Origin of the sequence: Microvirga aerilata, from assembly GCF_016743775.1 — a bacterium.
Classification (GTDB): Bacteria; Pseudomonadota; Alphaproteobacteria; order Rhizobiales; family Beijerinckiaceae; genus Microvirga; species Microvirga aerilata.
Window position 1 is genome coordinate 1 of record NZ_JAEQMY010000065.1, and the last position, 23,251, is coordinate 23,251.

General features: G+C 59.6%; 20 protein-coding genes and 1 pseudogene. 20 read left to right on the forward strand and 1 reads right to left on the reverse strand.

Annotation, left to right across the window (positions count from 1 at the left end; all coding sequences use genetic code 11):
* Positions 1-256: 256 nt before the first annotated feature.
* Positions 257-1,564: pseudogene (locus tag JKG68_RS24705) on the reverse strand (malic enzyme-like NAD(P)-binding protein); the annotation flags it as partial.
* Positions 1,565-2,102: 538 nt separating this feature from the next.
* Between JKG68_RS24705 and JKG68_RS24710 the strand changes: the two are divergent.
* The 20 genes from JKG68_RS24710 to JKG68_RS24805 all read left to right on the forward strand — a co-directional run bounded on the left by JKG68_RS24710 (position 2,103) and on the right by JKG68_RS24805 (position 23,010).
* Complete coding sequence (locus tag JKG68_RS24710; RefSeq protein WP_202064028.1) at positions 2,103-3,299, forward strand: carboxylate-amine ligase; 1,197 nt, start codon at positions 2,103-2,105, stop codon at positions 3,297-3,299.
* Between the two features lie 71 nt (positions 3,300-3,370).
* The gene (locus JKG68_RS24715) at positions 3,371-4,561 is read left to right on the forward strand and encodes an alpha/beta hydrolase-fold protein (protein WP_202064030.1); all 1,191 of its coding nucleotides are present in this window, start codon (positions 3,371-3,373) and stop codon (positions 4,559-4,561) included.
* A gap of 70 nt (positions 4,562-4,631) precedes the next feature.
* Positions 4,632-5,861 carry an ATP-grasp domain-containing protein gene (locus JKG68_RS24720; RefSeq protein ID WP_202064032.1) on the forward strand — a complete coding sequence of 410 codons (1,230 nt, stop codon included), beginning with the start codon at positions 4,632-4,634 and terminating at the stop codon, positions 5,859-5,861.
* Positions 5,842-6,576 carry an esterase family protein gene (locus JKG68_RS24725; protein WP_202064034.1) on the forward strand — a complete coding sequence of 245 codons (735 nt, stop codon included), beginning with the start codon at positions 5,842-5,844 and terminating at the stop codon, positions 6,574-6,576. Before JKG68_RS24720 ends, JKG68_RS24725 begins: the two co-directional genes overlap by 20 nt.
* A 12-nt stretch (positions 6,577-6,588) precedes the next feature.
* A complete protein-coding gene (locus JKG68_RS24730) occupies positions 6,589-7,809 on the forward strand; it encodes an ATP-grasp domain-containing protein (RefSeq protein ID WP_202064047.1) in 1,221 nt (406 codons plus the stop codon).
* Positions 7,810-8,270: 461 nt separating this feature from the next.
* Positions 8,271-9,293: a Zn-dependent oxidoreductase gene (locus tag JKG68_RS24735; RefSeq protein WP_202064049.1), complete on the forward strand. Its 1,023-nt coding sequence runs from the start codon at positions 8,271-8,273 to the stop codon at positions 9,291-9,293.
* A 59-nt stretch (positions 9,294-9,352) separates the two neighbouring features.
* Positions 9,353-10,348: a TRAP transporter substrate-binding protein gene (locus tag JKG68_RS24740; protein WP_202064051.1), complete on the forward strand. Its 996-nt coding sequence runs from the start codon at positions 9,353-9,355 to the stop codon at positions 10,346-10,348.
* 104 nt (positions 10,349-10,452) lie between these two features.
* Entirely contained in the window at positions 10,453-10,953 is a 501-nt protein-coding gene (locus tag JKG68_RS24745; RefSeq protein ID WP_202064053.1) for a TRAP transporter small permease, read from the forward strand.
* The gene (locus JKG68_RS24750; protein WP_202064055.1) at positions 10,953-12,230 is read left to right on the forward strand and encodes a TRAP transporter large permease; all 1,278 of its coding nucleotides are present in this window, start codon (positions 10,953-10,955) and stop codon (positions 12,228-12,230) included. Before JKG68_RS24745 ends, JKG68_RS24750 begins: the two co-directional genes overlap by 1 nt.
* A 52-nt stretch (positions 12,231-12,282) precedes the next feature.
* Positions 12,283-12,957, forward strand: coding sequence for a GntR family transcriptional regulator (locus JKG68_RS24755; RefSeq protein ID WP_246515824.1), 675 nt, complete (start codon positions 12,283-12,285; stop codon positions 12,955-12,957).
* Positions 12,958-12,970: 13 nt separating this feature from the next.
* Positions 12,971-14,470, forward strand: a complete 1,500-nt coding sequence (locus JKG68_RS24760; RefSeq protein ID WP_202064067.1) for a mannitol dehydrogenase family protein — start codon at positions 12,971-12,973, stop codon at positions 14,468-14,470.
* A 25-nt stretch (positions 14,471-14,495) separates the two neighbouring features.
* The gene (gene uxuA, locus JKG68_RS24765; RefSeq protein WP_202064078.1) at positions 14,496-15,692 is read left to right on the forward strand and encodes a mannonate dehydratase; all 1,197 of its coding nucleotides are present in this window, start codon (positions 14,496-14,498) and stop codon (positions 15,690-15,692) included.
* A gap of 184 nt (positions 15,693-15,876) precedes the next feature.
* Positions 15,877-16,911, forward strand: a complete 1,035-nt coding sequence (locus tag JKG68_RS24770) for an Ldh family oxidoreductase (protein ID WP_202064082.1) — start codon at positions 15,877-15,879, stop codon at positions 16,909-16,911.
* A gap of 610 nt (positions 16,912-17,521) precedes the next feature.
* The gene (locus JKG68_RS24775) at positions 17,522-17,665 is read left to right on the forward strand and encodes a VOC family protein (protein ID WP_202064086.1); all 144 of its coding nucleotides are present in this window, start codon (positions 17,522-17,524) and stop codon (positions 17,663-17,665) included.
* A gap of 199 nt (positions 17,666-17,864) precedes the next feature.
* On the forward strand, positions 17,865-18,902 hold the full coding sequence (locus JKG68_RS24780) for an MBL fold metallo-hydrolase (protein ID WP_246515820.1): 1,038 nt from the start codon (positions 17,865-17,867) through the stop codon (positions 18,900-18,902).
* 57 nt (positions 18,903-18,959) lie between these two features.
* Positions 18,960-19,520 (forward strand): M10 family metallopeptidase C-terminal domain-containing protein, encoded by a 561-nt coding sequence (locus tag JKG68_RS24785; RefSeq protein WP_202064088.1) that lies wholly within the window; start codon positions 18,960-18,962, stop codon positions 19,518-19,520.
* 246 nt (positions 19,521-19,766) lie between these two features.
* The gene (locus tag JKG68_RS24790; protein ID WP_202064090.1) at positions 19,767-20,027 is read left to right on the forward strand and encodes a DUF7696 family protein; all 261 of its coding nucleotides are present in this window, start codon (positions 19,767-19,769) and stop codon (positions 20,025-20,027) included.
* Positions 20,028-21,365: 1,338 nt separating this feature from the next.
* On the forward strand, positions 21,366-21,797 hold the full coding sequence (locus tag JKG68_RS24795) for a hypothetical protein (RefSeq protein WP_202064091.1): 432 nt from the start codon (positions 21,366-21,368) through the stop codon (positions 21,795-21,797).
* A gap of 71 nt (positions 21,798-21,868) precedes the next feature.
* Positions 21,869-22,096, forward strand: a complete 228-nt coding sequence (locus tag JKG68_RS24800) for a DUF6894 family protein (protein WP_202064092.1) — start codon at positions 21,869-21,871, stop codon at positions 22,094-22,096.
* A 530-nt stretch (positions 22,097-22,626) separates the two neighbouring features.
* Positions 22,627-23,010: a hypothetical protein gene (locus JKG68_RS24805; protein ID WP_202064093.1), complete on the forward strand. Its 384-nt coding sequence runs from the start codon at positions 22,627-22,629 to the stop codon at positions 23,008-23,010.
* Positions 23,011-23,251 lie beyond the last annotated feature (241 nt).

Genomic DNA, 23,251 nt, shown 5'->3' on the forward strand with positions numbered 1-23,251 from the left:
CTAAGGCAGAAACGGCGCGACGATCGTTCAACAGTCGCTAGTAGACTGGAACAGCTTGAGGATCTCTAAGCCTAAAGAAGGGGGATCCGACATCTGCATAGGAGCTTTAGCTGGTGAAACCTGTGACAAGTCCGGTGTGTTCGTTTTGACAAAGCAGACCGCTATGGAAAGGGTGTCACGTTGGTTGAGTATAGGCGCTAGGAGGCTGGCGAGGCCCGACTCAGAAGCTCCCTGTCGTTCCCATTCAGCATAAAGGTCGGCAGACGAAGCCCTGAAGCCACTCCCGATAGGTCTTCAGGTCTTCCAAGGGCCTCGTCGCAATCCCGCTTGTCATGGCAGCTTCGGCAACGGCGGGAGCAACGGCTGTGATCAGACGTGGATCGAAGGGAGCCGGGATCAGGTACTCGGCCCCAAAGCGGATGTCGCGGCGGCCATAAGCGGCAGAGACCACATCCGACACATCCTCCTTCGCCAGCGCCGCGATGGCACGGGTGGCGGCCAGCTTCATCCCCTCGTTGATCGTGGTCGCCCCCACATCGAGTGCGCCGCGGAAGATGAACGGAAAGCACAGGACGTTGTTGACTTGGTTCGGATAATCCGAGCGGCCGGTTGCGATGATGCTGTCCGGGCGCACGGCTTTAGCCGCTTCCGGGCGGATCTCGGGCTCAGGGTTCGCTAGCGCCAGGATCAGCGGCTTGTCGGCCACGACCTGCACCATCTCGGGCTTCAACACGCCAGCCATGGAGACACCCAGGAACACATCTGTATCCGGCATCACATCGCCGAGTGTCCGGGCATCGGTCTGCTGAGCATAGCGTTCCTTTTGCGGGTCCATGCCCTGCCCCCGGCCCGCGTAGATCACGCCCTTGCTGTCAGTGACCCAGATGTTCTCGCGCTTGACGCCAAGCCCCACTAGGAGGTCAAGGCAGGCGATGGCCGCGGCTCCGGCACCGGAGCAAACCAGCTTGATGTCCTCGATTTGCTTGTCAACCACTTCAAGGCCGTTCAGCACGGCCGCGGCCGCCACAATGGCGGTGCCGTGCTGGTCATCATGGAAGACTGGGATCTTCAGGCGCTCGCGCAAGCGACGCTCGATCTCAAAGCATTCGGGTGCCTTCATGTCCTCCAGATTGATGCCACCATAGGTGGGCTCAAGCGACGCAATGATGTCGACGAGCTTATCCGTATCCGTCTCGTTCACCTCGATATCGAACACGTCAATGCCTGCAAACTTCTGGAACAGGCAACCTTTGCCTTCCATCACCGGCTTGGAGGCGAGCGGTCCGATGTTGCCGAGGCCCAGCACCGCCGTACCATTCGAGACCACGGCCACAAGGTTGGAGCGACTGGTGTACAGGGCGGCGGCAGACGGGTCGGCATGGATTACCATGCAGGGGGCAGCGACGCCTGGGGAGTAAGCCAGGGCGAGGTCGCGCTGGTTGGTCATGCCCTTGATCGGTAGAACGGCGATCTTCCCGGGTCTCGGATAGCGGTGGTACTCCAACGCGCTCTGGTTGAGAGCTTTCGCTGCGCTCTGATCGAGGTCCGCCGCGCTCGAATTCACCTCTTGGCCTATCAGTTTCCCTCCCAGGTGATGTTCTGATGCTCCCCTCTCCTGGGCAGATAGCGTTGGTGATTGCCGTGCAAAGGCTACCCTTGGGGAGCATATGGCAGCCCCGTGGCTTCAGTGCAGGTGTTACGAGGGGTACAGCCGAGCTGGTGCCTGATGTTGCAGGTCCCCACAGGAGTGGACTCCCGATGCGAAGGTCGTCTCCAGGTTGGTCTCGGACGGTTCCATCCCCTCAATAACGTCTTTGGCTTGCGCTGAGTGAGAGGACCAAAGCGTTGCTTTTGGGAAATGTCGTAACCAGATCCTCCCCCTTGCTCTTGGTGCTGCTGGACCATGTGGATCATCCACGGAGTTATCCCAGCAGCCTTTGTTCTTATAGCAACGCTAACAGTTAAGCCCTGGTCAAAGTGGAACTCGTAGTCCGTTGTTGGGTTCGTTTCAGAGTGACCGTCGCATAGCATCGTCCTCCACCAGGGGACGTTAGACGCGGGTTCCGGCCGGTTGCTTCTACTAGCAGGGTCGGGAGGAGCGAATGAGCATTCGTTACGAAGCTTTCCCGATCGGGATCGAGGAGGAATACCTCCTCGTCGACCCGGAAACGCGGGCACTGGCCGGACGCCAACCTGCTGGCTTTATGGCACGATGCAAGGAGATCGTCGGCTCCCGTGTCACCCACGAATTCCTCCAGAGCCAGGTCGAGATCGGCACTGGCGTCTGCCGCACAGTCGCAGAGGCACGCGCGGAACTGCTCGAGCTGCGCCAGGCCGTTGCCGCCTCGGCCGAGGAGTTCGGCATGCGGATGATCGCGGCCTCAACTCACCCTTGGTCGCATTGGCGTGACCAGGAGCCGGTGGACATGGAGCGCTACCGCATCCTCGGTGCGGAGAACCGCAGCCTGGCACGGCGGATGGCGATCTGCGGAATGCATGTCCATGCCGGGATCGAGGACCTGAACCTGCGCGTCGACCTGATGAATCAGGTCAGCTATTTCATGCCGCATCTTCTCGCCCTCAGCACCTCCTCCCCCTTTTGGGAGGGCCATGACACCGGCCTTAAGGCTTTCCGGCCCATCATCATTGGCGACCTGCCTCGTTCAGGTCTGCCGGAGGTCTTTGAGAGCTGGAACGACTGGACCGAGCTCCTCGATGACCTCGCTGCAACCGGCGTGGTCACCGATCCAACGAAGATCTGGTGGGACCTTCGACCCAGCTCGCGGCATCCAACGCTCGAGATCCGGATTTGCGACGTTTGCACCTGGCTTGAAGACGGCCTGACGATCGCGGCACTCTATCAGTCAATCTTGGCCTTCCTGCTGCATCTGCGGAATAACAACCAGCGGTGGCGCCAGTACCGGCGCATCCTGATCCTGGAGAACAAGTGGCGGGCACAGCGATATGGGGTTGAGGCCGAGCTGGCGGACTTCGGCAAGGGAATTGTCGTGCCGCTACCCGAACTCATCGACGAGCTGATCGAAATCCTCCGGCCCCATGCCGAGGCGCTCGGCTGCATCGCTGAAGTAGAGCATGCCCGCACCATCGCGCAGCGCGGAACCAGCGCCGATCAGCAGCTCAAAGTCTATCACGATGCCCTCGCAGCGGGGGCCGGCGACCATGAGGCGCAGATGGCTGTGGTCGACTGGCTGGTTACCCAGTCGGCGCAGTCCGACAGCCCTGCGCCTGCCGAAAGCCGTCCCGCCGAGTTGCAATCGGGGCAGCAGCCCCCTACCTGACACGCTCTGCGGGAGCGATCGCTCGACAATATCCCGTTGTGATCTCCTCATCGAGCAGGTTAGCAAGTTACATGAACGTTCAATTGAGCCAGCCTGGGTTCGGCGGGGCCGATCAAGCATCACCGGTACGGCAGCATCCGCAGATCGCGGAACTGCTCGCCAACGGCCAGCCCACACCCGCGGCCATTGACGATTTCCTGGTGAACCATCAGTTTCCGCTTGTCGAGCCAGGAGCGGTGACCTTCGTCTGGCGGGGCGGAGCGGACCATGTTGATCTCCTGCGGTGGATCCACGCCGGTGAACGCGCCCACTTTGAGCCAATGTCGGGGACCGACCTTTGGCTGCTGCGCCTGCCTGTCACAGACGGTGGTCGGTTCGAGTACAAGCTGGCGATCGGGCGGCATGGCGGCGAGGAATGGATCCTGGATCCGCTCAATGCGGCGCGGGCCCGTGATCCGTTTGGTGAGAATTCGGAGTGCCGCACCTACGGCTACACCCGCCCCGACTGGAGCGAGCCGCGTGGCGCTCCCGCCGGGCGCATCGAAGCCGTGGAGGTCGAGAGCACGGCGTTCGGTGAGCGCCGCGAAGAGCGGGTCTATTTACCTGCCGGCTATGTGGCGGGACGACCTTACCCCTTGGTCATCATCCATGATGGTCAGGACTTTGTCTCCTATGCTGACCTTTCCGTTTCCCTCGATAACCTGATTGAGGCAGGCGACATTCCACCCATTGTGGCGGCGCTGGTTCAGACCCGTGATCGAATGGGCGAATACGCCCGCGGGCGCAGGCATGCGCGCTACCTTGTCCTGGAGCTCTTGCCAGTTCTCCAGAGCCGTTACCGGATCTCGGAGGAAGCCGAGGACCGGGTCGTGATGGGCGCGAGCCTGGGTGCCGTAGCCTCACTCTCAACCGCGTTCCGCTATCCTGGCATCTTTGGCGGATTGGTGCTGCAATCCGGATCTTTCATCCTTGACGAGCGTAAGCTCGAGCACCGGCCTCACCCGGTCTTCCACCGCATCGCGCGCCTTGTGCGGGCGCTACGACGGGCACCGCAGGTACCCGGAGCCCGTGCTTTCGTCTCCACGGGCGAGCTCGAGGGGCTTGCCGAGGAGAACCAGGCGCTAGCAAATTTCTTGTGCGAGCGCGGCATCGACGTGCTCTTCAAGAGCGCCTGGGATGGGCACCACTGGCACAACTGGCGCGATCAACTGCGCGACGGACTGATGTGGGTGCTTCGCCGGCAGCAGGAACAAGAGCACTAACGGCCGCGTTTGCTCTTCCTGATCCCCCAACGGGAGGGAGGAGATGGGCGAACGTACCGTCAACATCGGCTTGTCGCTGGGCGCCGACATCTGCTGGCCGATCTGCTACGAGAGTTTGCTCGATGGCCTGAAGCTTGACTTTGAACTTGGCGGCGACCGTCTGCGTTTCGACTGCGAAAGGGTGACGATTGAGCCCTTCAACCTGCAGCAACCGGTCAAGTATGACATCGTCATCGACCGCCTGACGCACTGGTATTCAACCAGTCGAGAGTGGATCAAGAAGGCGATCGTGCTCAACGATCTCTACGTCTACAACAATCCCTGGTCCTTGCAGTCAAACGAGAAGCACACATCCTACTGTGCGATGATGCGCCTTGGCCTACTTGTCCCGGAGACCTGGCTGCTGCCGCCCAAGGCCTATGACGTGACCGACGATCTCGAAGTGACGCTCAGGCGCTACGCCCGCATGTTCTCACTCGAGGAGATCGGCGCCAAGATCGGCTATCCCTTCTTCATGAAGCCTTATCACGGCGGCGGCTGGAAAGGCGTGACTAAGATCGATGATCTTGCCGGTTTCCAGAGGGCCTACGATGCCAGCGGCACCGAGGTGATGAACCTACAGGCTGCGGTCCTGCCCTATGACTGGTTCGTGCGCTGCATCGGGCTGGGGCCGCAGCTTCGCAAAGTGAATTATGATCCCTCCGCGGCACTCCATGACCGCTACCGCATGGATATCGGCTTTCTGCCACCTGAGGATGCGTCGGTGCTCGAGGACATGACGCTCACCATCAATGCGTTCTTCGGCTGGGACTTCAACTCGTGCGAGGCTTTGGCGCGCCATGGCGTCTGGCATCCGATCGACTTCGCTAATGCCTGCCCGGACAGCCAGGTGACATCGCTGCACTACCACTTCCCCTGGTTGATCAAGGCAAACCTGCGCTGGTCGATCTTCTGTGCTGCGACGGGGCGCAAAATGCGCCGGAACCTCGACTGGGAGCCGTTCTACGCCGTCGCTGACCGCGACCTTGATCCCCGTGAGCGGCTGCGGGAGTACGCCCGCATCGCACACGAGCGCTTCGAGAGTGAACGGTTCCGTGACTTCTGCCGCACCCGGCTCGGCCATCTCGACGCGCTGGCCTACGACTTCTTTGGCTCCGAGCGAATGCGCGATGCAATCCACCAGAAGGTGAGCGCCATTTTCCCGGCGCACGAGATCGAGGAGTTCACCGAACTGTTCTGGCACCGCATTCAGCTATGGCGCGAACAGGAGGGCGCGCGCGGTGATCAAGACGGGTTCTAGGTGGTACTCGCCGCGGCTGGAGCAGGAGATCACGCTCATCCGCTGGGGCCACTGGGGCCAGCCAGTCCTGCTCTTTCCGACCGCGGGCGGCGATGCCGAGGAGCCAGAGCGGATGGGGCTGATCGGCGCGATCGGGCCGATGATCGAAGCGGGCCGGATCAAGATCTATTGCTGCGACAGCATCGCCGGGCGCGCGCTTGCGGCGAAGTGGGGCTCGGTCGAGTACCGCTGCTGGCTGCTGAACCAGTTCGAGGCCTACGTAGCCCATGAGGCAGTACCGGCAATCCGCGCCGATTGCCGTGATGACAGCATCGAGGTGGTCACGGCCGGCGCTTCGATCGGTGCCTTCAAGGCGGTCGCAGTGACCTGCCGTTATCCCTGGCTGTTTCGCGCTGCGATCGGGATGAGCGGCACCTACGATCTTGAGCGCCTGCTTGGCTTCCAGGGGACTACGGACTACTACTTCTCGGCACCGATCCGCTTCATGGCCGGTCTTGGCGAAGGTCAGATCCTTGATGCACTAAGGCAACGCTTTATTCTGATGGCCTCGGGTCAGGGGCGGTGGGAGGATCCGGACGAGGCCTGGCGCGTGGCGCATTTGCTCGGCGGCCGGGGCGTGCCGAACCGGGTCGATGTCTGGGGACCCGCCTACGATCACGACTGGCCGACCTGGCGGCAGATGCTGCCGATCTACCTCAACCAGTTGATCTCCTGACGCAGGCGCAACATGAACGTGCTTTTCATTGAGCCCGCCTTCCCCGCCAACCAGCGCGAGTTCGTGCGTGCCCTCGCCTCAATCGGCGCTAACGTGCTCGGTATTGGGGAGCGGCCTTACGACTGGATTAACGACGAGACTAAGGGCTGGCTCGGCGGCTATCAGCAAATCGCCTCTGTCACAGACGAGGGTGCGCTCGAATGGGCGGTACGGGAGGCACAAAGCCGCATGTGGATCGACCGGCTCGAAGCAACGGTCGAAGCGCATATTCTTCCAGCCGCCCACGTGCGCGAGCGCTGCACCATCCCGGGTATCTCGGCGCGGACCGCTTATCTCTGCCGCGACAAGGTGGCAATGAAAGAGGTACTCCGTCGAGCGGGGGTGCCGACTGCGGCCTCAACCGCCGTATCGAGCACAGCAGAGGCGCGCGGCTTTGCCGAAGCTGTTGGCTACCCGGTGATCATCAAGCCACGCGCTGCCGCCGGCGCCCTGGGCACGTTCCGTGCCGGGAACCCGGGCGAACTTGAGGCTGCCGCGCGGGCGAGCAGTCTTGCCGATGGTGCTACTGTGGCGATTGAGGAGTTTATCGAGGGGCACGAGGGCTTCTACGATACGCTCACAATCCAAGGCCGCGTCGCACATGACTTCATCAGCCATTACTTCCCAAATGTGCTCGATGCAATGCGCGCCCGCTGGATCTCGCCACAGATTATCGCCACCAACCGGATGGACGCGCCCGTCTACGGGGAAGTCAAGGAGATGGGGCGGCAGGTGATCGAGACGCTCGGCATCGGGACTGCGGCAACTCACATGGAGTGGTTCTTTGGGCCCAAGGGCCTTAAGTTCTCCGAGATTGGCTGCCGGCCGCCAGGTGTTGGACACTGGGATAGCTACAGCGCTGGCAACGAGTTCGATCTCTACCGCGAGTGGGCCCTGGCAGTCTGCCATCATCGCACCGATTATGCGCCCTCTCGCCGCTATGCCTGCGGCATTATCGCGTTGCGGCCTGATCGTGACGGGCGCATTGCAGGCTATGAGGGGCGCAACGAGATGTTCCGCAGCTATGGCGACCTGGTGGTCGGCCATCATTTCCCGACACCCGGCACGCCGACGCAGCCCGTAGAGGCCGGCTACATGGCTAATGCCTGGATGCGGCTGCGCCACCCCGACTTTGACGTGCTCCATGGCATACTGAACGAGATCAGCGAGCGGGTGCAGGTGCGTGCCCATTGACCCAGTCGTCGGCTTATGCGGCTCCTCGTCATGGGGACGGATCCATGCACTGGATGCCAAGCCCTGCCCAATGAGCAAAGGGTGTTCGTGATGGTGAGACAGAACACCCGATCTTCAGCCAAAATGCGAACGTCTGGAATGGGTCAAAATTTCACGTTCCGCCGTTGCAACGAACGTCCGCGCTTGAGTGGCGAAGCAGACCAAACGTTTACGTCTCAGGAGTGCCAAAAGGCGACGTTTGGCTTGCGCTAGATAGCTAAGCAGCTTGGAAGATAGTCCGTCTAAATGGCATCCAAATTCACAACCTCCGAGACCGCAGGTTTTCACTACAAATTAACGCTATTGATTGGGGCAATTCCCTAGCTGGAAGCTTTATCGGCTTAGACTAAAGTTCCAGCCAGTACCAATTGACCCCCTTGCTGCTGGTGGATACTTGTCGACTAGTCGACAAGGATGATATCATGCTTGCTGTATCGGTTCAGTCACCTCATCAGCTTGAGGTTCGCGACATTGCCGCGCCCGAAGGTCCCGGACCTAGCCAAATCCTGCTGCGGACCGTCAGAGCAGGCATCTGCGGCTCAGACATCCATATCTTTCACGGCTCGAACCCGTTCGCTCGTTATCCGCGTGTCATCGGGCACGAGTTCGCAGGCATTATCGAAGCTGTAGGTGCAGGGGTCGAAGGCCTTGCTCCAGGCGATCGGGCTGTCGTCGATCCAGTGGTCTCGTGCGGCCAATGCTATGCCTGCCGGGTCGGACGGTCCAATGTCTGCGGCAATCTTGAAGTGTTTGGTGTCCATCGCGATGGCGGCTTTCGCGAGAAGCTTGTCGTCCCTGCAATCAACTGCGTGAAAGTGCCGGACACGATGCCCTTCGAGGTTGCAGCTTTGGCCGAGCCCTTCGCTGTTGCGGCCAACGTTCTTTTCCGCACCGGCATTGATGCCGGCGACACCGTGCTCATCTATGGCGCCGGCACCGTTGGCCTTACGGTTCTCCAGGTTGCCAAGCTTCATGGCGCCCGCTGCCTGATTGCCGACATCGATGCTGCCCGTCTCGAACGGGCGGGCGCCCTCGGCGCTGACGTGACCATCCACTCGCGCGAACAATCGGTTCCGGATGCCGTCAAGGACGAAAACGACGGTCTTGGGCCCACAGTTATCATTGACGGGGCTGGCGTCCCTGCCCTCCTGGAGGAGGCTTGCCGGATTGCAAGCCCGGCCGCCCGCATCGGTCTTCTCGGCTTCTCGCCGGCACCCTGCAACATCAGCCAGCAGGAAATCGTGAAAAAGGAACTGACCCTGGTCGGCTCACGCCTGAACCGCAAGTTCCTGCCGCAAGTTATCTCCTGGCTCTCGGAGGGAAAACTTAATCCGGCCGCCATGATCACTCAGACTTTCCTGGCCCAAGAGGCCCAGGCGGCCTTCGATCTGATTGAGGCGCGGCCCCAGGACACCATCAAAGTTCAACTCGCCTTTGGCGAGTAAGAAATGCTTCGCCCGGCCGCCCTCGAAATGTGCGCGGCTCTCACCAAGGAGGAAAATTGATGTCACGCCAATATAAGTTTACCCATCGCGCAGCTGTCGGAGCTCTGGGAGTCGTGCTCGCCCTCGGCGCAGCCACCCCATCTTTTGCCCAGGCCAAGACAACCCTGAAGCTGGGGCACCTCGGCAATGAAGAGAACGTCTGGCACAAGGCGGCCATGAAGTTCGCCGAGGAGGTGTCAAAGCGCACCAATGGTGAGATCGAAGTCAAGGTCTTCCCGAACGAGCAGCTCGGCAAAGAGACAGACCTGATCAAGGGCATTCAGCTGGGGACGGTCGATTTCACGATCACAGGCGAGTCGCTCCAGAACTGGGCTCCGTCGGCTGCGTTGCTGGCGGTTCCGTACGCAATCCGCGATTTCGATCACCTCGATAAGGTCGTAAATGGCCCGGTCGGCCAAAAGATCGCTCAGAACATCGAGGAGAAGACCCAACTCAAGCCTCTCGCCTACTTCGCCCGTGGTGCGCGTGAGTTGACCTCGAACCGTCCGATCAAGACACCGGACGATCTCAACGGCCTCAAGCTGCGCGTTCCTAACGTGCCGCTGTTCGTGAAGGTGTGGGAAGCTCTTGGTGCCAAGCCGACGCCGATGGCCTTCTCGGAAGTGTTCACCTCGCTGCAGAACCACACCATTGATGCCCAGGAAAACCCGCTTGCGCTGATCAAGTCAGCGAGCCTCAGCGAGGTTCAGAAGTACGTCAACCAGACGGACCATGTGCTGAGCTGGATCTACCTCGTGGGTGGCAGCAAGAAGCTCGGACGTCTTCCTGCTGAGCAGCAGAAGGCTATTGCCGAGGCGGCCAAGGCCGCACAGACCTATGAGCGTGAGCTGTTCCTGAAGGACGAGCAGCAACTCGCGGCCGATCTCAAAGTTAAGGGCATGGAGTTCGTGGCTTCTGATAAGGCGGCCTTCGCGGCCAAGGCCCAGCAGGCGGTTGCCTCCGCTCTCCCGGCCGAGATCAAGCCGCTCTACGACGAGATCGTCGCAACGAAGTAATTCTCGCTCGGACTGATAAGGTCTTGAGCTGTGTGCCCCTAAGGGAGTCGGCTTAAGGCCTATCAGCATTCCATTGAGATGATGCCCTCCGAACGAGAGCGAACATGCGCAATATATTTGGTGCCTTACTGTCGGGTGCGCTCACCTTCTGCCGTTACGGCACGATCGCTGCCTTTAGTGTGCTTATTGCCGTCGTCACCATTCAGGTGCTTGGCCGGATTCCCGGATTCCCATCACCGTCCTGGACCGAAGAGGTCGCCCGTTTCGCGCTCGTCTATCTTGTGGCGTTCTCCTGCGGCATTGCCGTCCTTCGCAGTGAACTCGTCAACGTCGACCTTTTCGTCGCGCCTCTTCCCGCGTCGGCTCGAAAGTTCGTTGATCGCATCGTCGACCTCATCATCCTTGGCTTCTCGATCGCCATTATCCCCGGCGCCTATGATTACGTCATAGGCAGCATCGGTGAGCGGGCACGCTCTATCGATATTCCGATGATCACGATCTATGTCGTCACGCTCATCATCCCGGTGGCCCTCGCCTTCTTCTCACTGGCGCGCCTGCTTGGCTTTGCCCAACCCTCTCCCGCGAGCCATGGGGAACTCGTCTGATGCTCGTCACCCTTCTGTTCACGACCTTCGCGGTCTGTCTCGTTCTCGGCGTCCCTGTCGGCATCTCGCTCGGGCTGGCCGCAGCCGTTTACCTTGTCGGCGCGGACATCGACTTGAGCGTCGTGCCTCAATTCATGTTCGCTGGCATGGATTCGTTCGTCCTTCTCTGCATCCCCGGCTTTGTCCTGGCCGGCAATCTGATGAATGGGGGCGGCATCACCGACCAGATCGTCCGCTTCGGCAATGCCGTCGTCGGCCACGTCCGGGGTGGCCTCGGTCTGGCCAACGTCCTTGGCTCAATGATCTTCGCAGGCATTTCAGGAACGGCCGTCGCGGAGACCGCCTCGATCGGGTCAGTGATGATCCCCGCCATGCGCAAATCCGGTTATGACGCTCCCTTCGCTGCCGCCGTTACAGCCGCGGCCTCAACGGTGGGACCGATCATCCCGCCAAGTGTTCCCATGATCATTGTCGGCACCCTGACGGGCCTGTCTGTCGGCAAGATGTTCCTTGCCGGCGCCGTCCCAGGCATTTTGCTTGGTCTCGGCATGATGGTGACGGTCTACATCATATCGCGCAAGCGCGGCTATCCGAAGGGTGCTTGGGGTGGGATCCGCCATGTTCTGTCCACCAGCAAGGGTGCGTTCTGGGCCCTCCTAATGACGGGCGTCATTCTCTTCGGGATTGTGGGTGGCATCTTCACGCCAACAGAAGCCTCGATTATCTCGGCGCTCTATGCCTTCATCGTTGGCTTGTTCGTTTACAAGGGCTTCAAGCTGACCCACCTGCCGAATATCCTGTTGGAGAGTGCCATCGGCTCAGGGGCGCTGATCCTCCTGGTGGGACTGGCAAACGTATTCGGCTGGATCCTTACCAGCGAACAGATCCCGCAGATGATTGCCGATGCGATGCTGTCGCTGACCACGAACAAGTATCTGATCATTCTCCTGATCAACATCCTGCTTCTGATCGTCGGCACCTTCATGGAGACGATCGCAGCGCTGATCATCCTGTTCCCGCCCCTGCTTGCGGTTGCCGTGAAGGTTGACATCGACCCAATCCATTTTGCGACATTCGCCGTGCTCAACCTGATGATCGGCTTGACAACGCCGCCGGTGGGCGTGTGTCTCTTCGTGGCAGCGAACATTGCCAAAGTCTCGCTGGCTGCGGTCTCCCGCGCAATCCTGCCCTTCCTTGTGTGCAACATCCTCATCCTGTTCGCGGTGTCTTACATCCCCGCGATCTCGCTGTGGCTGCCGAGCCTCTTCTACAAGTGAGGTGCCGATGTCCTCTTCAAGCATGCACGCCAACAGAGAACAGACGCAGGGGATGGCGGCTTCGCCACCATCTGCAACTGTGCGCAGCATTCGCGCACAGATCCGAGGGGATATTGTCACGCTCCGCCTCCGTCCCGGAGCGCGGTTGTCGGAAAATGAGCTCGCCTTGCGCTTCGGCACGAGTCGTGCGCCGGTCCGCGAGGCCCTAATCCGGCTGGTCGAGGAGGGATTGATTGAGGTCCAGCCTCAGCGCGGCAGCTTCGTGAGCCGGATTTCCCTCGCCTCCATGCAGCGGGCGCGTTTTGTACGTGAAGCACTGGAAATCGCGATCGTCCGGCGTGCGGCTGAGCGCGGCCTTTCATCAGCCGCACAGAAGAAGATCACGGAGGCACTGTCCGATCAGGAAAATGCCCAGGCGGATCCAGAACACTTTACTCTAGCGGATGACGCATTTCATCGTGCTATTGCAGACGACATCGGCATTGCCATGATCTGGTCGGTGCTGGAGCGGGAAAAATCTCAGTTCGATCGGATCCGCTTTCTCAGCCTACCCGTCAGGACGCCCGTCGAGGCCCTGATCCGCCAGCACAGAGAGATCATCAGGGCCATTCTGAGCCGAAATCCTGAGGAGGCTGAAGCAGCGATGCGCGTCCACCTCTCCGAGGTGCTCAAGATTACAGAGCAACTGGCCGCCGAGCACCCGGATCTGATCGCTAATGATGTCTAATCAGCAAGAACCTATGGTGGCAGACCGCCCTCTTCTCTCTCCGGCAACTCTCGCGCTTGCCAAAGCCGGAACGCAGCGCCCAGCCTATGATCGCAGCCGGCTTCGCACCGGCATCGTTCACCTCGGCCTCGGGGCCTTCGTCCGTGCCCACCAGGCTCTCTATACGGAGGAACTCCTCGCTGCTGAACCAAGCGATTGGGGAATGACCGGCGTCAGCCTCCAGCGTCCCGATCAGCGCGACCGTCTCATGCCGCAGGGGGGGCTCTACACGGCGCTGCAGAAGGATCGATCAGGGGTTTCGGCGAGGATCGTGGGCTCCCTCCGATCAGTCATGGTGGCCCCGGAAGATCCCGTCACGGTGGTAGAGGCGATGGCCGATCCCCGCGTAAGGATCGTCAGCCTGACCGTAACTGAGAAGGGTTATTGCATCGACCCGGCAACGGGACGCTTGCAGCACCATCACCCCGATATTCACCATGACCTTGAGCATCCGGGCGAGCCACGGACGGCTGTAGGCCTTATTCTGGCGGCTCTGGAGCGCCGGCGAGATGAAGGCATGGCGCCTTTCACGGTCCTGTGCTGCGACAATCTTCCTTCGAACGGGCGCCTGCTCGCATCGCTCGTCAGCGATTTTGCCGCCCTGCGCGATTGCGGGCTCGCCACTTGGGTCGAAACTCATGCCTCTTTTCCGTCCACGATGGTGGATCGGATCGTGCCAGCAACGACAGCAGACGATGTCGCGGAGGCCGCCCGGCTTACGGGGCTTGCGGACGGGGCCCCTGTCGTGCACGAGCCTTTCCGTCAATGGGTGATCGAGGATCGGTTCATCGAGAACGCACGCCCACGATGGGAGCGTGTCGGAGCCGAGCTGGTTGGCGATGTCGCCCCCTATGAGCACATGAAGCTTCGGCTCCTCAACGGCGCTCACTCAGCCCTAGCCTATCTCGGCTATCTGGCGGGTCACGAGACCATCGCGGACACGGTCAAGGATCCGGTCTTGCACGAATTCGTCCGGGGTCTCTGGCGAGAAGAGATCATTCCTGTTGTTCCGGCTCCCCTCGGAGCTGACCTATCCAACTATGCAGGGATGCTCCTGGAGCGCTTCTCCAACCCTGCAATCCGGCATCGCACATGGCAGATTGCCATGGATGGATCGCAGAAGCTTCCGCAGCGGTTGCTTGCGACCGCGCGCGAGCGCCTCTCGCGCGATCTGCAGCTGCCGAGGATTGCGCTCGCTGTGGCGGCGTGGCTGCGCTACGTCGGCGGCCTCGACGAGAGCGGGCGCGAGATCGACGTCCGCGATCCCCTCGCCTCCCATCTCCGGGCCGTTCTCGACAAAGCGGGCAACGCACCGCAGGACCGGGTTCGAGCTGTTCTGGAGATTGAGGCAATCTTCGGCTCCGATTTGCCACGCGACGCTCGTTTCGTGGATACGCTGACGACCGCCTACACCCAACTTCTCACGCGCGGTGCCCGCAACGCCGCGGCGGAACTTAGCTCTGCCGGTATCTAAGCCCGGCACCTACGAGGTCATTACCATGGAACAAACCTGGCGTTGGTTCGGCCCTGACGATGTCGTCCAGCTTTCCCATATCCGCCAGACCGGTGCGACGGGCATCGTCACCGCCCTGCACCACATCCCCTATGGCGTGATCTGGAGCGTCGAGGAGATCGAGAAGCGGAAAGCGCTCATCGCCGCCGATCCCTCGCTCGGATTGCGGTGGAGCGTGGTCGAGAGCCTGCCGATTCACGAGAACATCAAGATCGGCGAAGGCGACCTAACGCCCCTGTTCGATAATTACCGGCAATCGATGCGCAATCTGGCGCAATGTGGGATCACTACGATTTGCTACAACTTCATGCCGGTCGTGGATTGGACCCGGACGGAACTCGCCTACCCGCTTCCCGGCGGCGCGACCGCCTTGCGCTACAACGCGCACGAGTTCGCCGCCTTCGACTGCTTCATGCTGGAGCGTCCCTGTGCCGAGGCGGACTACTCGCCCAATGTGCTGGAGCGCGCGAAAGAATGGTTTCTCCGTTCATCGGAAGCCGACCGGCGCTCGCTTCTATCCAACATCATGGCGGGCCTACCAGGCGCCTTTGACCGCTACGATATTCCGGGCTTGCGGGTGATGCTCGACCGCTACTGCGACATCGACACCGATGCCCTGCGCGAGAATCTGGCCCGCTTTCTGCGGGAGGTGATCCCGACCGCAGAAGAAGTCGGGATTCGGATGTGCATCCATCCCGACGATCCGCCGCGCCCGCTCATGGGCCTGCCGCGCATCGTGTCCAATGAAGATGATATCGCCTTTATTCTTGATGCAGTCGATTCACCTGCGAACGGTCTGACCCTCTGCAGCGGCTCCCTGGGTGCTAATCCAGCCAACGATGTTCCGGCCATCGCACAGCGCTTCGCGAACCGTATCTGGTTCGCCCATCTGCGCAATGTGGCGAAGGAGCCTGATGGTTCCTTCATGGAGGCGGATCATCTCGGCGGCGACACGGACATAGTAGCCCTGGTTATGGTCCTGCTCGAAGAGCAGCAGCGCCGGAAGGATGCCGGCGAGCCGCACTGGCGCATTCCGATGCGCCCCGACCATGGGCATGAACTTCTCGATGATGTCGGCCGACCCACCCATCCCGGCTATCCAATCATCGGTCGTATGAGAGGGCTCGCCGAGCTTCGAGGGGTCATGAGGGCCGTCTCGGCGCTCCGCAAGCTACCGCTTTAACACTTCCCAAGTCAGCGGGCGCTCAGCTGAAGCGAGCATCACGGCGTCGAAACTTTGGTTCCTCCAGGGATGTCGAAACAAGCGGACCGGCATTGACGTTTGCTGATGGTCCAGCCAATCGGACCATCGCCAGAAATTTCCCCAGCCGTGCCTCCTCCGGCAGCGATCAACTTATGAGGTCGGTATGAGCGACGTTGTTTTTCTCCCTGAGCAAGTCTTGGAAGTACGAACCTTGGCTGCGCTCCGGGATGCGGGTGCAAACGAGGAGACAGCAGGGGCCGCCACTCGTGCGATGCTTCATGCCTCGCGCCTTGGCATCGACAGTCATGGTGTCCGGCTGGCAGCCCATTATGCGAAGGTTCTCCGCGGCGGGCGCGTGAACCCCAACCCTGCAATGAAGATACATCGTACGGCGGCGGGTGCGGCAACTCTCGATGCGGATGACGGCTTGGGCCATGCTGCCGCCTATGCCGCTATGGAGTTGGCCCGCAGCATGGCCAAGGAGGCCGGCGTGGCAGCCGTTGGGGTGGTACGCTCGTCCCATTACGGGGCGGCTGGGGCCTATGCCCTTGCAGGTGCCGAAGCCGGGACGATCGCGGTTTCGATGTCGAACACGGATGCCATCGTTGCTCTGCACGGCGGGGCTGAGCGGTTCCATGGCACCAACCCGATAGCTATTGCCGCACCTGTTCCCAATCAGAGGCCCTGGCTTCTGGACATGGCCACTTCGTCGATCCCGTTCAACCGGGTTCTCCTGTATGAAACCTTAGGCAGGGCCCTTCCTGAAGGCGTTGCCGCCGATCGGTCGGGCCAACCGACTAGGGATCCTGCGAACGTCGAGATGCTAATGCCGTTGGGCGGCATGGATTTTGGGTTCAAAGGTGCTGCCCTCGCCGGGATGGTGACGCTATTATCGGCCGTTCTGACGGGCAGCACGCTTGATCACTTCGTGATCCGGATGGCTGAGACCGATGATTTTGAGACGCCCCGGCGATTAGGGCATTTCTGCCTTGCCATTGATCCCGACCGCTTCGCCGGGCGAGCTCTCTATGATGAGGCAATCACACGCTATCTCGCTGACCTGCGGGCGAGCGCCGCGCGGGAAGGACAGAGTGTCATGGCTCCCGGTGACCGAGAATGGGCGGTTGAAGCTGAGCGCAAGCGCACTGGGATACCGGTAGATCTGCAAACAGCAGAGTTTCTCGGGCTGACGGAATAGGGCACGAGCTGCTGACCAGGGAATGTGCTTCGCTCTGGGTTAACCCATGAAGTTCCCGGTTCCATGACAATGTCCGATAGGCCCTAAATACTTATCGGACATTGGCCGGACGTCGACCTTCAAATCTCCAATGAGCGCAGTCCATAAGGGACAGCTTAAGCAGCAGCACATTCAGAAAGCCAAAGGAAGGTCTGCTTGCCCGCGCACTCCGGAATCCCGTTGTACTTCCGGGACGTGCCGATTTTGTTGAAAAACTCCTGGGCACTGCGCCGACTATCTATTACTAGCGTCAGCGTGTCAGATAAGGCCCAGCATCCTGTATGCTGACTGCGCGAAAAACGGACGCTGCGGACTTTTCCAACACTACCTGCCAGGAACGGACCTTCAGGATATGACGTCCTGGTTTGCTTATACTTTGCCTGGCTCTGGCGTTTTCCTGCCCCTCACGATTGCCAGCTTTAGTCAAACAGGCGGATCCAAGCCCCCTTCTAGGCTCGATAGCTACCTCCCAGGGCGAATTGCCGGGACGCTCTAAACCTCGCCATAGTGACACGTAGGCGCCCCAGCACCTGCTCAATGTAAACTGAAGGCGGCCAGGCAGGAGAGGATCATGGAGATAGACGGCCTGCACCATGTGGCTCTCCCGTGTGCCGAGCTGGAGCGCTCCCGTCGCTTCTACCAGGAGGTTCTTGGCTCCATCCCAGCCCTAGATGGTCTCGGCACCTCGCCACGGAAACCCTTGAAGGCGGCATGATCTGATTGCGCTACCGGGTGGAGAGGCATCCTTCATCCGAACGGGTTGAGGGTTGCGTGCCCGGTCACGATTGCGTGGGAGACGATGCATCTTGATTGCGCAGGCTTACCAAGGGCCTAGCTTTCCCTCTCCGCCAGATCACCCAGGAGCGACCTTGCTATCCCGCAGACGCCTCATTCAAGCCCTCGGATCACTTCACTTGCTTGGCGCAACCGCACGCGCCAATGCGGCTTCAGGTGGCTTCTATTACAGCGGTCCGCCGAGCGATCACTTCGATGGGCAGCGCTTCTTCAACCCTGGAGATGAAGGATCGCGCGGCTTTGGCGACTTCCTGCGCTGGCAACTGACCAAGCGCGAGGTGCCCTGGCCCGATTTCTACCCGAGCCCCTTCCAAGGCGCACCTCTCGCCCGGGTCGGTCCTCGCGATTTGCGCATCAGCTTGGTTGGCCACGCGACCTTTTTGATTCAGATGGCTGGGTTCAACGTCTTGACTGATCCGGTCTGGTCGGAGCGTGCCAGTCCGTTCTCGTTTGCAGGGCCCAAGCGGCATAACCCACCTGGCATCCCGTTTGAGAGACTGCCCCGGATTGACGTGGTCCTGATCTCGCACAATCACTACGATCACATGGACCTGCCCACCATCGCGCGGCTGTGGGAGCGCGATCAGCCAAGAATGATGGCACCGCTCGGCAACGACGCCATCATCCGGTCTCAGGCTCCTTCGATCCCTGTCGGGACCATGGACTGGGGAGATCGCCGCGAAGCTGCACCTGGGCTCCACGTTTTCATGGAGCCGGCGCATCACTGGTCGGCGCGGGCCACCAACGACCGCAATCACGCCCTATGGGCTGCCTTCGTCGTCCGTGCGGCCGGTCGCTCTGTTTACTTTGCCGGTGACACGGGTTTTGGCGGTGGTCGGCACTTCCAGACAACGGCGGCACGTCATCCGAACCTTGATGTCGCGCTGTTGCCGATCGGCGCCTACGAGCCACGCTGGTTCATGGCTTCCAATCACATGAACCCCTCGGATGCCGTCCGCGCACTTCGCATCCTGCGCGCCCGTTCGGCCTTGGGATATCACTGGGGTACCTTCAAGCTGACAGACGAAGGCATTGACCAGCCAGTCCGCGACCTTGCCGTCGCCCTCAAGAAGGAAGACATTCCTGCTCGGCGCTTCACGGCTCTGCGGCCAGGACAGGTTTGGACGACTGGTCAGGGTGCAGGTTCCAGCGCATGAGGGCCTACCATACTCCACTGAGGGATAGAATGAGGGAGCTCTGTATTTGAAAGCGGTTTGATCAATGAAATTAGCCGTTACTATCAACAAGTACTTATTGGATCAATTACGGGGCTGTCGTTAGATTTTGATGCAGTATATGCAGCCGGCAAGACGGGCGATCCGGAAGATGATTACGCACTGTTCCGCGATGCATTAGCTGGCGATGACATATTCTTCGGCAGTAGAGGCAACGACTATTTTGATGGCTTCGCCGGAAATGATAAGCTCAAGGGTGGCATCGGCGCTGACAAACTCTATGGTGGAATTGGCGCTGACACCTTCATCTTTTCGTCTACAAAGGATAGCACCTCAGTCAGAGGCGATCGCGACACTATCTACGACTTCTCCTCTCGCCAGAAGGATAAGATTGATCTGAAGGCTATCGACGCTAACACTAAAGCCAAGGGCAACCAGACCTTCAAGTTCATCTACAGCCATGAATTTCATAAAAAGGCTGGCGAGTTGCGCTGGGAGAAGACGAAAGGTGGGACCTACGTTTATGGGGACGGTAAAGCTGATTTCTCCATCGTCCTGAAGGATGTAACGAAGCTCTCCAAGGGTGACTTTTATCTCTAAGCAGACCTCTGCATCGGTAGGATCAGCCCCAGCCACAAGCTGGATTAATCTTTGGCCACGATGAAACTGCCTTCGTCCGAGGCATTCATTCTGGGAGGCTACTTGAACTCACCAGCTTCTGTGAAACGGTAGACTTGTTCATCTACATGGCAATGGCGGGTTGGAAGGTCTTTCTACCCTCTCAACTGACGTGAGGCGTCTGGGCTAAGCAACTCTCTGTTCACCCCTTCATGTCATAGCCTCGGCATGACCTACTCCCACGACACCACCGCTATCTCCGAACTTACGGGCCAGCCTGTCAGCACCTGGTCTGAGAATTGGCAGCACGAATGTGAGGCAAAAGCCGTCTTGGCTATGTCCAAGGAACAGCGGAATACCTTCTTCAACGGCAGGAAAGACGAGAACGGGAAAACAGTTGACCGTGGCGTGATCGCTATCCGCGGGTTAAAGGCTGCTGAGGATCTGAAGGCGCTGATGGAGAAGCTTCAGGAAACTCGTATGAGGTAAGGCTCTACCCTCCTGAATACCTAGCCTCCATGTGCGTATTCTCACCGAAGCTTGGGCGAGCATGTGAGATAAAGGATCATCAAGGTTGATGGTCATGACTCAGAACGCCCTTTCTTTCGTCCTCGGCACATTCGCTCCTCTCGCCATTGTCGTCTGGCTAATCCTCCAGTAACGCATCTTCTCGCCTTGGCAGACGAGTGGGGAAATCTGAAGAAGTCCTGGGGTAGAAAGATTGAGACTTTAGGCTTGGCTGGATTGGGCGGCGGAAGCGCCACTCGATACTTATGCTGCTAATTGGAATAAAGACGCAGTATCGAGAGGAGCGCCAGTCCTGACCCATACTGCAGCTGCCGCACAATCCCCGCTCTCCACAGCCCGCCTAGTACCTTAGGATCATTCCCTCGACTCCTCCGTTGACCGCATGAGACGTTCTCTTTTCGTTCTGAGTGAGTCGGTATGGGAAAGAGCAGTCGAAAGCTCACGGTTGAACAGGTTCTTGAGGCCCGACTGTGCTACATGGTCGGGGACTGGGAATGGTCCAAGCTGGCTAGAAAGTTTGGCGTGGGCTCGGAGTCGGTCAAGAACGCCGCCAAAGGGATCACCTACAAGGACTTGCCCATGCCGCCCAAGAGATTGGATGTTTTGAGGGCGTGACCGTCACAGACAAGCATTTATGGTCACTGTTGGTGTGGCTGCTCTTGCGGTGCTGAGTGCAGTCCTGCTGAGGATCCCTAGGACTAGAGAGGCACTGAGCTTCAAAGGAGAGGCGCAGGAGGCAACAGATCAAGGGGGTAATCAGGCTCTCTCCCGAGTGTCCTTGCAATCCGCTTGAGCGTGTCAGGCTTACGGGGTGGCTCCTGATTATTCGTAGATCTTCGCGTGATCCTCAGGATCATCTCTTTAATGTGCTTGGCAAGCTCATCGTCCGTAGTGGTCATTGGCACCCCTCCAAGGACCACCCAGGCTCCGCCCCAATCTTGGCAGTAATGTGCCTTGCATGAGGCGGTTTGTGTCGGTCATTGGGCCCTATCTCAGCACGGTCAGATGCCCGACAGACAGAATGGGTTTGGCAGCGTACGTGAGAAGAACCGGCCTTGTTATCTGCCCCTACGGGTCGGACCTTAGAGCGCTCCTGAGACAACGGGCGCTTTCTTTTTGCCTGTGCCTCTGTGAGTTCCATGTGGCAAAACTGAACCCAGAGACTTAGATCAACACCAGTTCGGCAGGGCGCACATCACAGGTGTGTGATCCGGCACAACCTTAGCTGTGATTCTCATTTAAGCTTTACTGTATTGGTGTTCATAAAGCTATGAACCGCGGAGGCTGGGGAGTTACCGCATGACAGACGATGAGATTGAAGCCGTGGCTGAGGAACTGGCCAAGGTTGGTGGCGTAGCGTGGTATCCGGGAAGAACGGAAGGACCCATTCTACGGGCTGTGGGAGATCGCTATCGAGACCGGGCGAAGGTCGCCATTGCCGCCCTTGATCGCTTCAGGGCAAGCAAGAAAACGCCAACAACGCCGCAAGCCTTAGATGCGGAGGTTTACCGGTCCACTGAAGGTCAGACGCGCGGCCACCAGGGTGAACTCCAAGTCGGCACTACCGTTGTGTACCGCCCTCCAGGCGACAAGAGAGCAATCTCCTGCCGGATCGAAAAGCTGGAAGAGGGCCGCGCTTACCTCGTTCCTTGCTTCAGACCGGATGTGGGATGGGTGGCTTTGGACAGCCTCCAACCGCTGAGTGACACGGCTTCTCTGCAAGAAACTTGAGCCGTCCATTCACAAATCAGGACATCACGGCTAAGGACTCCGTCCTGGTTCACAGGCTGGAACGGAAACAGATGCGTTGCTACTTCCACCTGGTGAATAACCATGAGGAAATCCTGGACGACGAGGGGGTCGAAGTGCGGGACCTCAAGGATGCCATGGCCCAAGCACAAAAGGCCATTAGCGAGTTACGCCAGCAGATTGGTGACGAGGCTGAGAGCTGGCGCGGCTGGCGGCTCGATGTTGTCTGCTCTGAGGGAAGCCTTCTCCACTCGATACCACTCAGCGCGACCCTGCATTGACCTGCCCTGTAAGGGTGTGACGCGACAGCCCTTCCGTGAAGGTCGTAAATGGTGTCACCCGTAGGTAACAGTAGGCGTCGCTCTGCGGGAACCGTGGATTTGACAGTTGATCCCCGGACCTTCCTGACCCAGGTAGGCGTTAACATAAATCAATATTATACCTGGGCAGCACCGTGATCAAGCAACTCGTGCAACTGGCAGCGAAGCCTCATTCGGCCATCGATATGGGTCTCATGGTTACGGCGCTATCAGTAGCCAGTGTTGCCTTCTTCATCTGCGCAAAAATGCCATAGTTGGACCCGCCGAAAGTCTAACGGAGCCTTAGGGGCTGAGTGGCGTTAACTCAGCAACCTAGCAATCGCGATCCCCACACTTTCGACCCCGCTAGGTAGCGATGACTTTCCTACCGAGAGCCTCAGGAACCCCACCCCTGAGGCTTTCTTTTTGCGCACATCAGATCCTCACCGTCGTGATTTGGGCAAAGGGAACCGTGACCTTGTGAACCTGCAACCAGGCAGGAGGCGGGTGTCATGGCTCAAGCACGTTTCGGCGTCCGCGTTGCTGATGATCGAAAGAGCGTAACAGTTGAGCTTGGTCCCGTTGATGGCCCATCAACTCCCGTGGGGTTGGATCTTGAACAACTCACCAAGGTCATTAATCTGCTGGGGCACGCACGACGCCGGATGCTTGAAGGTTCGCGGGTAGAACCCCTTGATGGAAAGACGGTCAAAACCGTTGCCAATCCTGCGTGGTATGTCCAAGTTTCCCAGATTGATGGCTCGTTGCTGGCGTTTGACCATCCTGATTATGGCCCTGTTGCCTTTGCGATCTCCAGGAACGATGTCGCCGAGATCGTTCGGATCTTAAGCGCCCACCTAGCCCTTCCAACAGTGCAGACAGTCAAGCCAAGCTGATGTGAGGAAGGCTTGTGTCTGAGCAGAGGACGAGCTGAACCCTTTGATGGGCCAAGACACGGCATAGGCTAAAGTGATGCTTCCTACCCTGCAAGACGCCTTTGCAACCAGAAATGACTGCCAAACAACATAATCACACACCCTCGGTGTTAGCGAGGCCTAGCTGTTTGGTAGCGGAACGTTGTTGGGATCCGGTGCGTTGCGCGATTGAGGAGTACACTTGGCGCTTTGACGGTCTGCG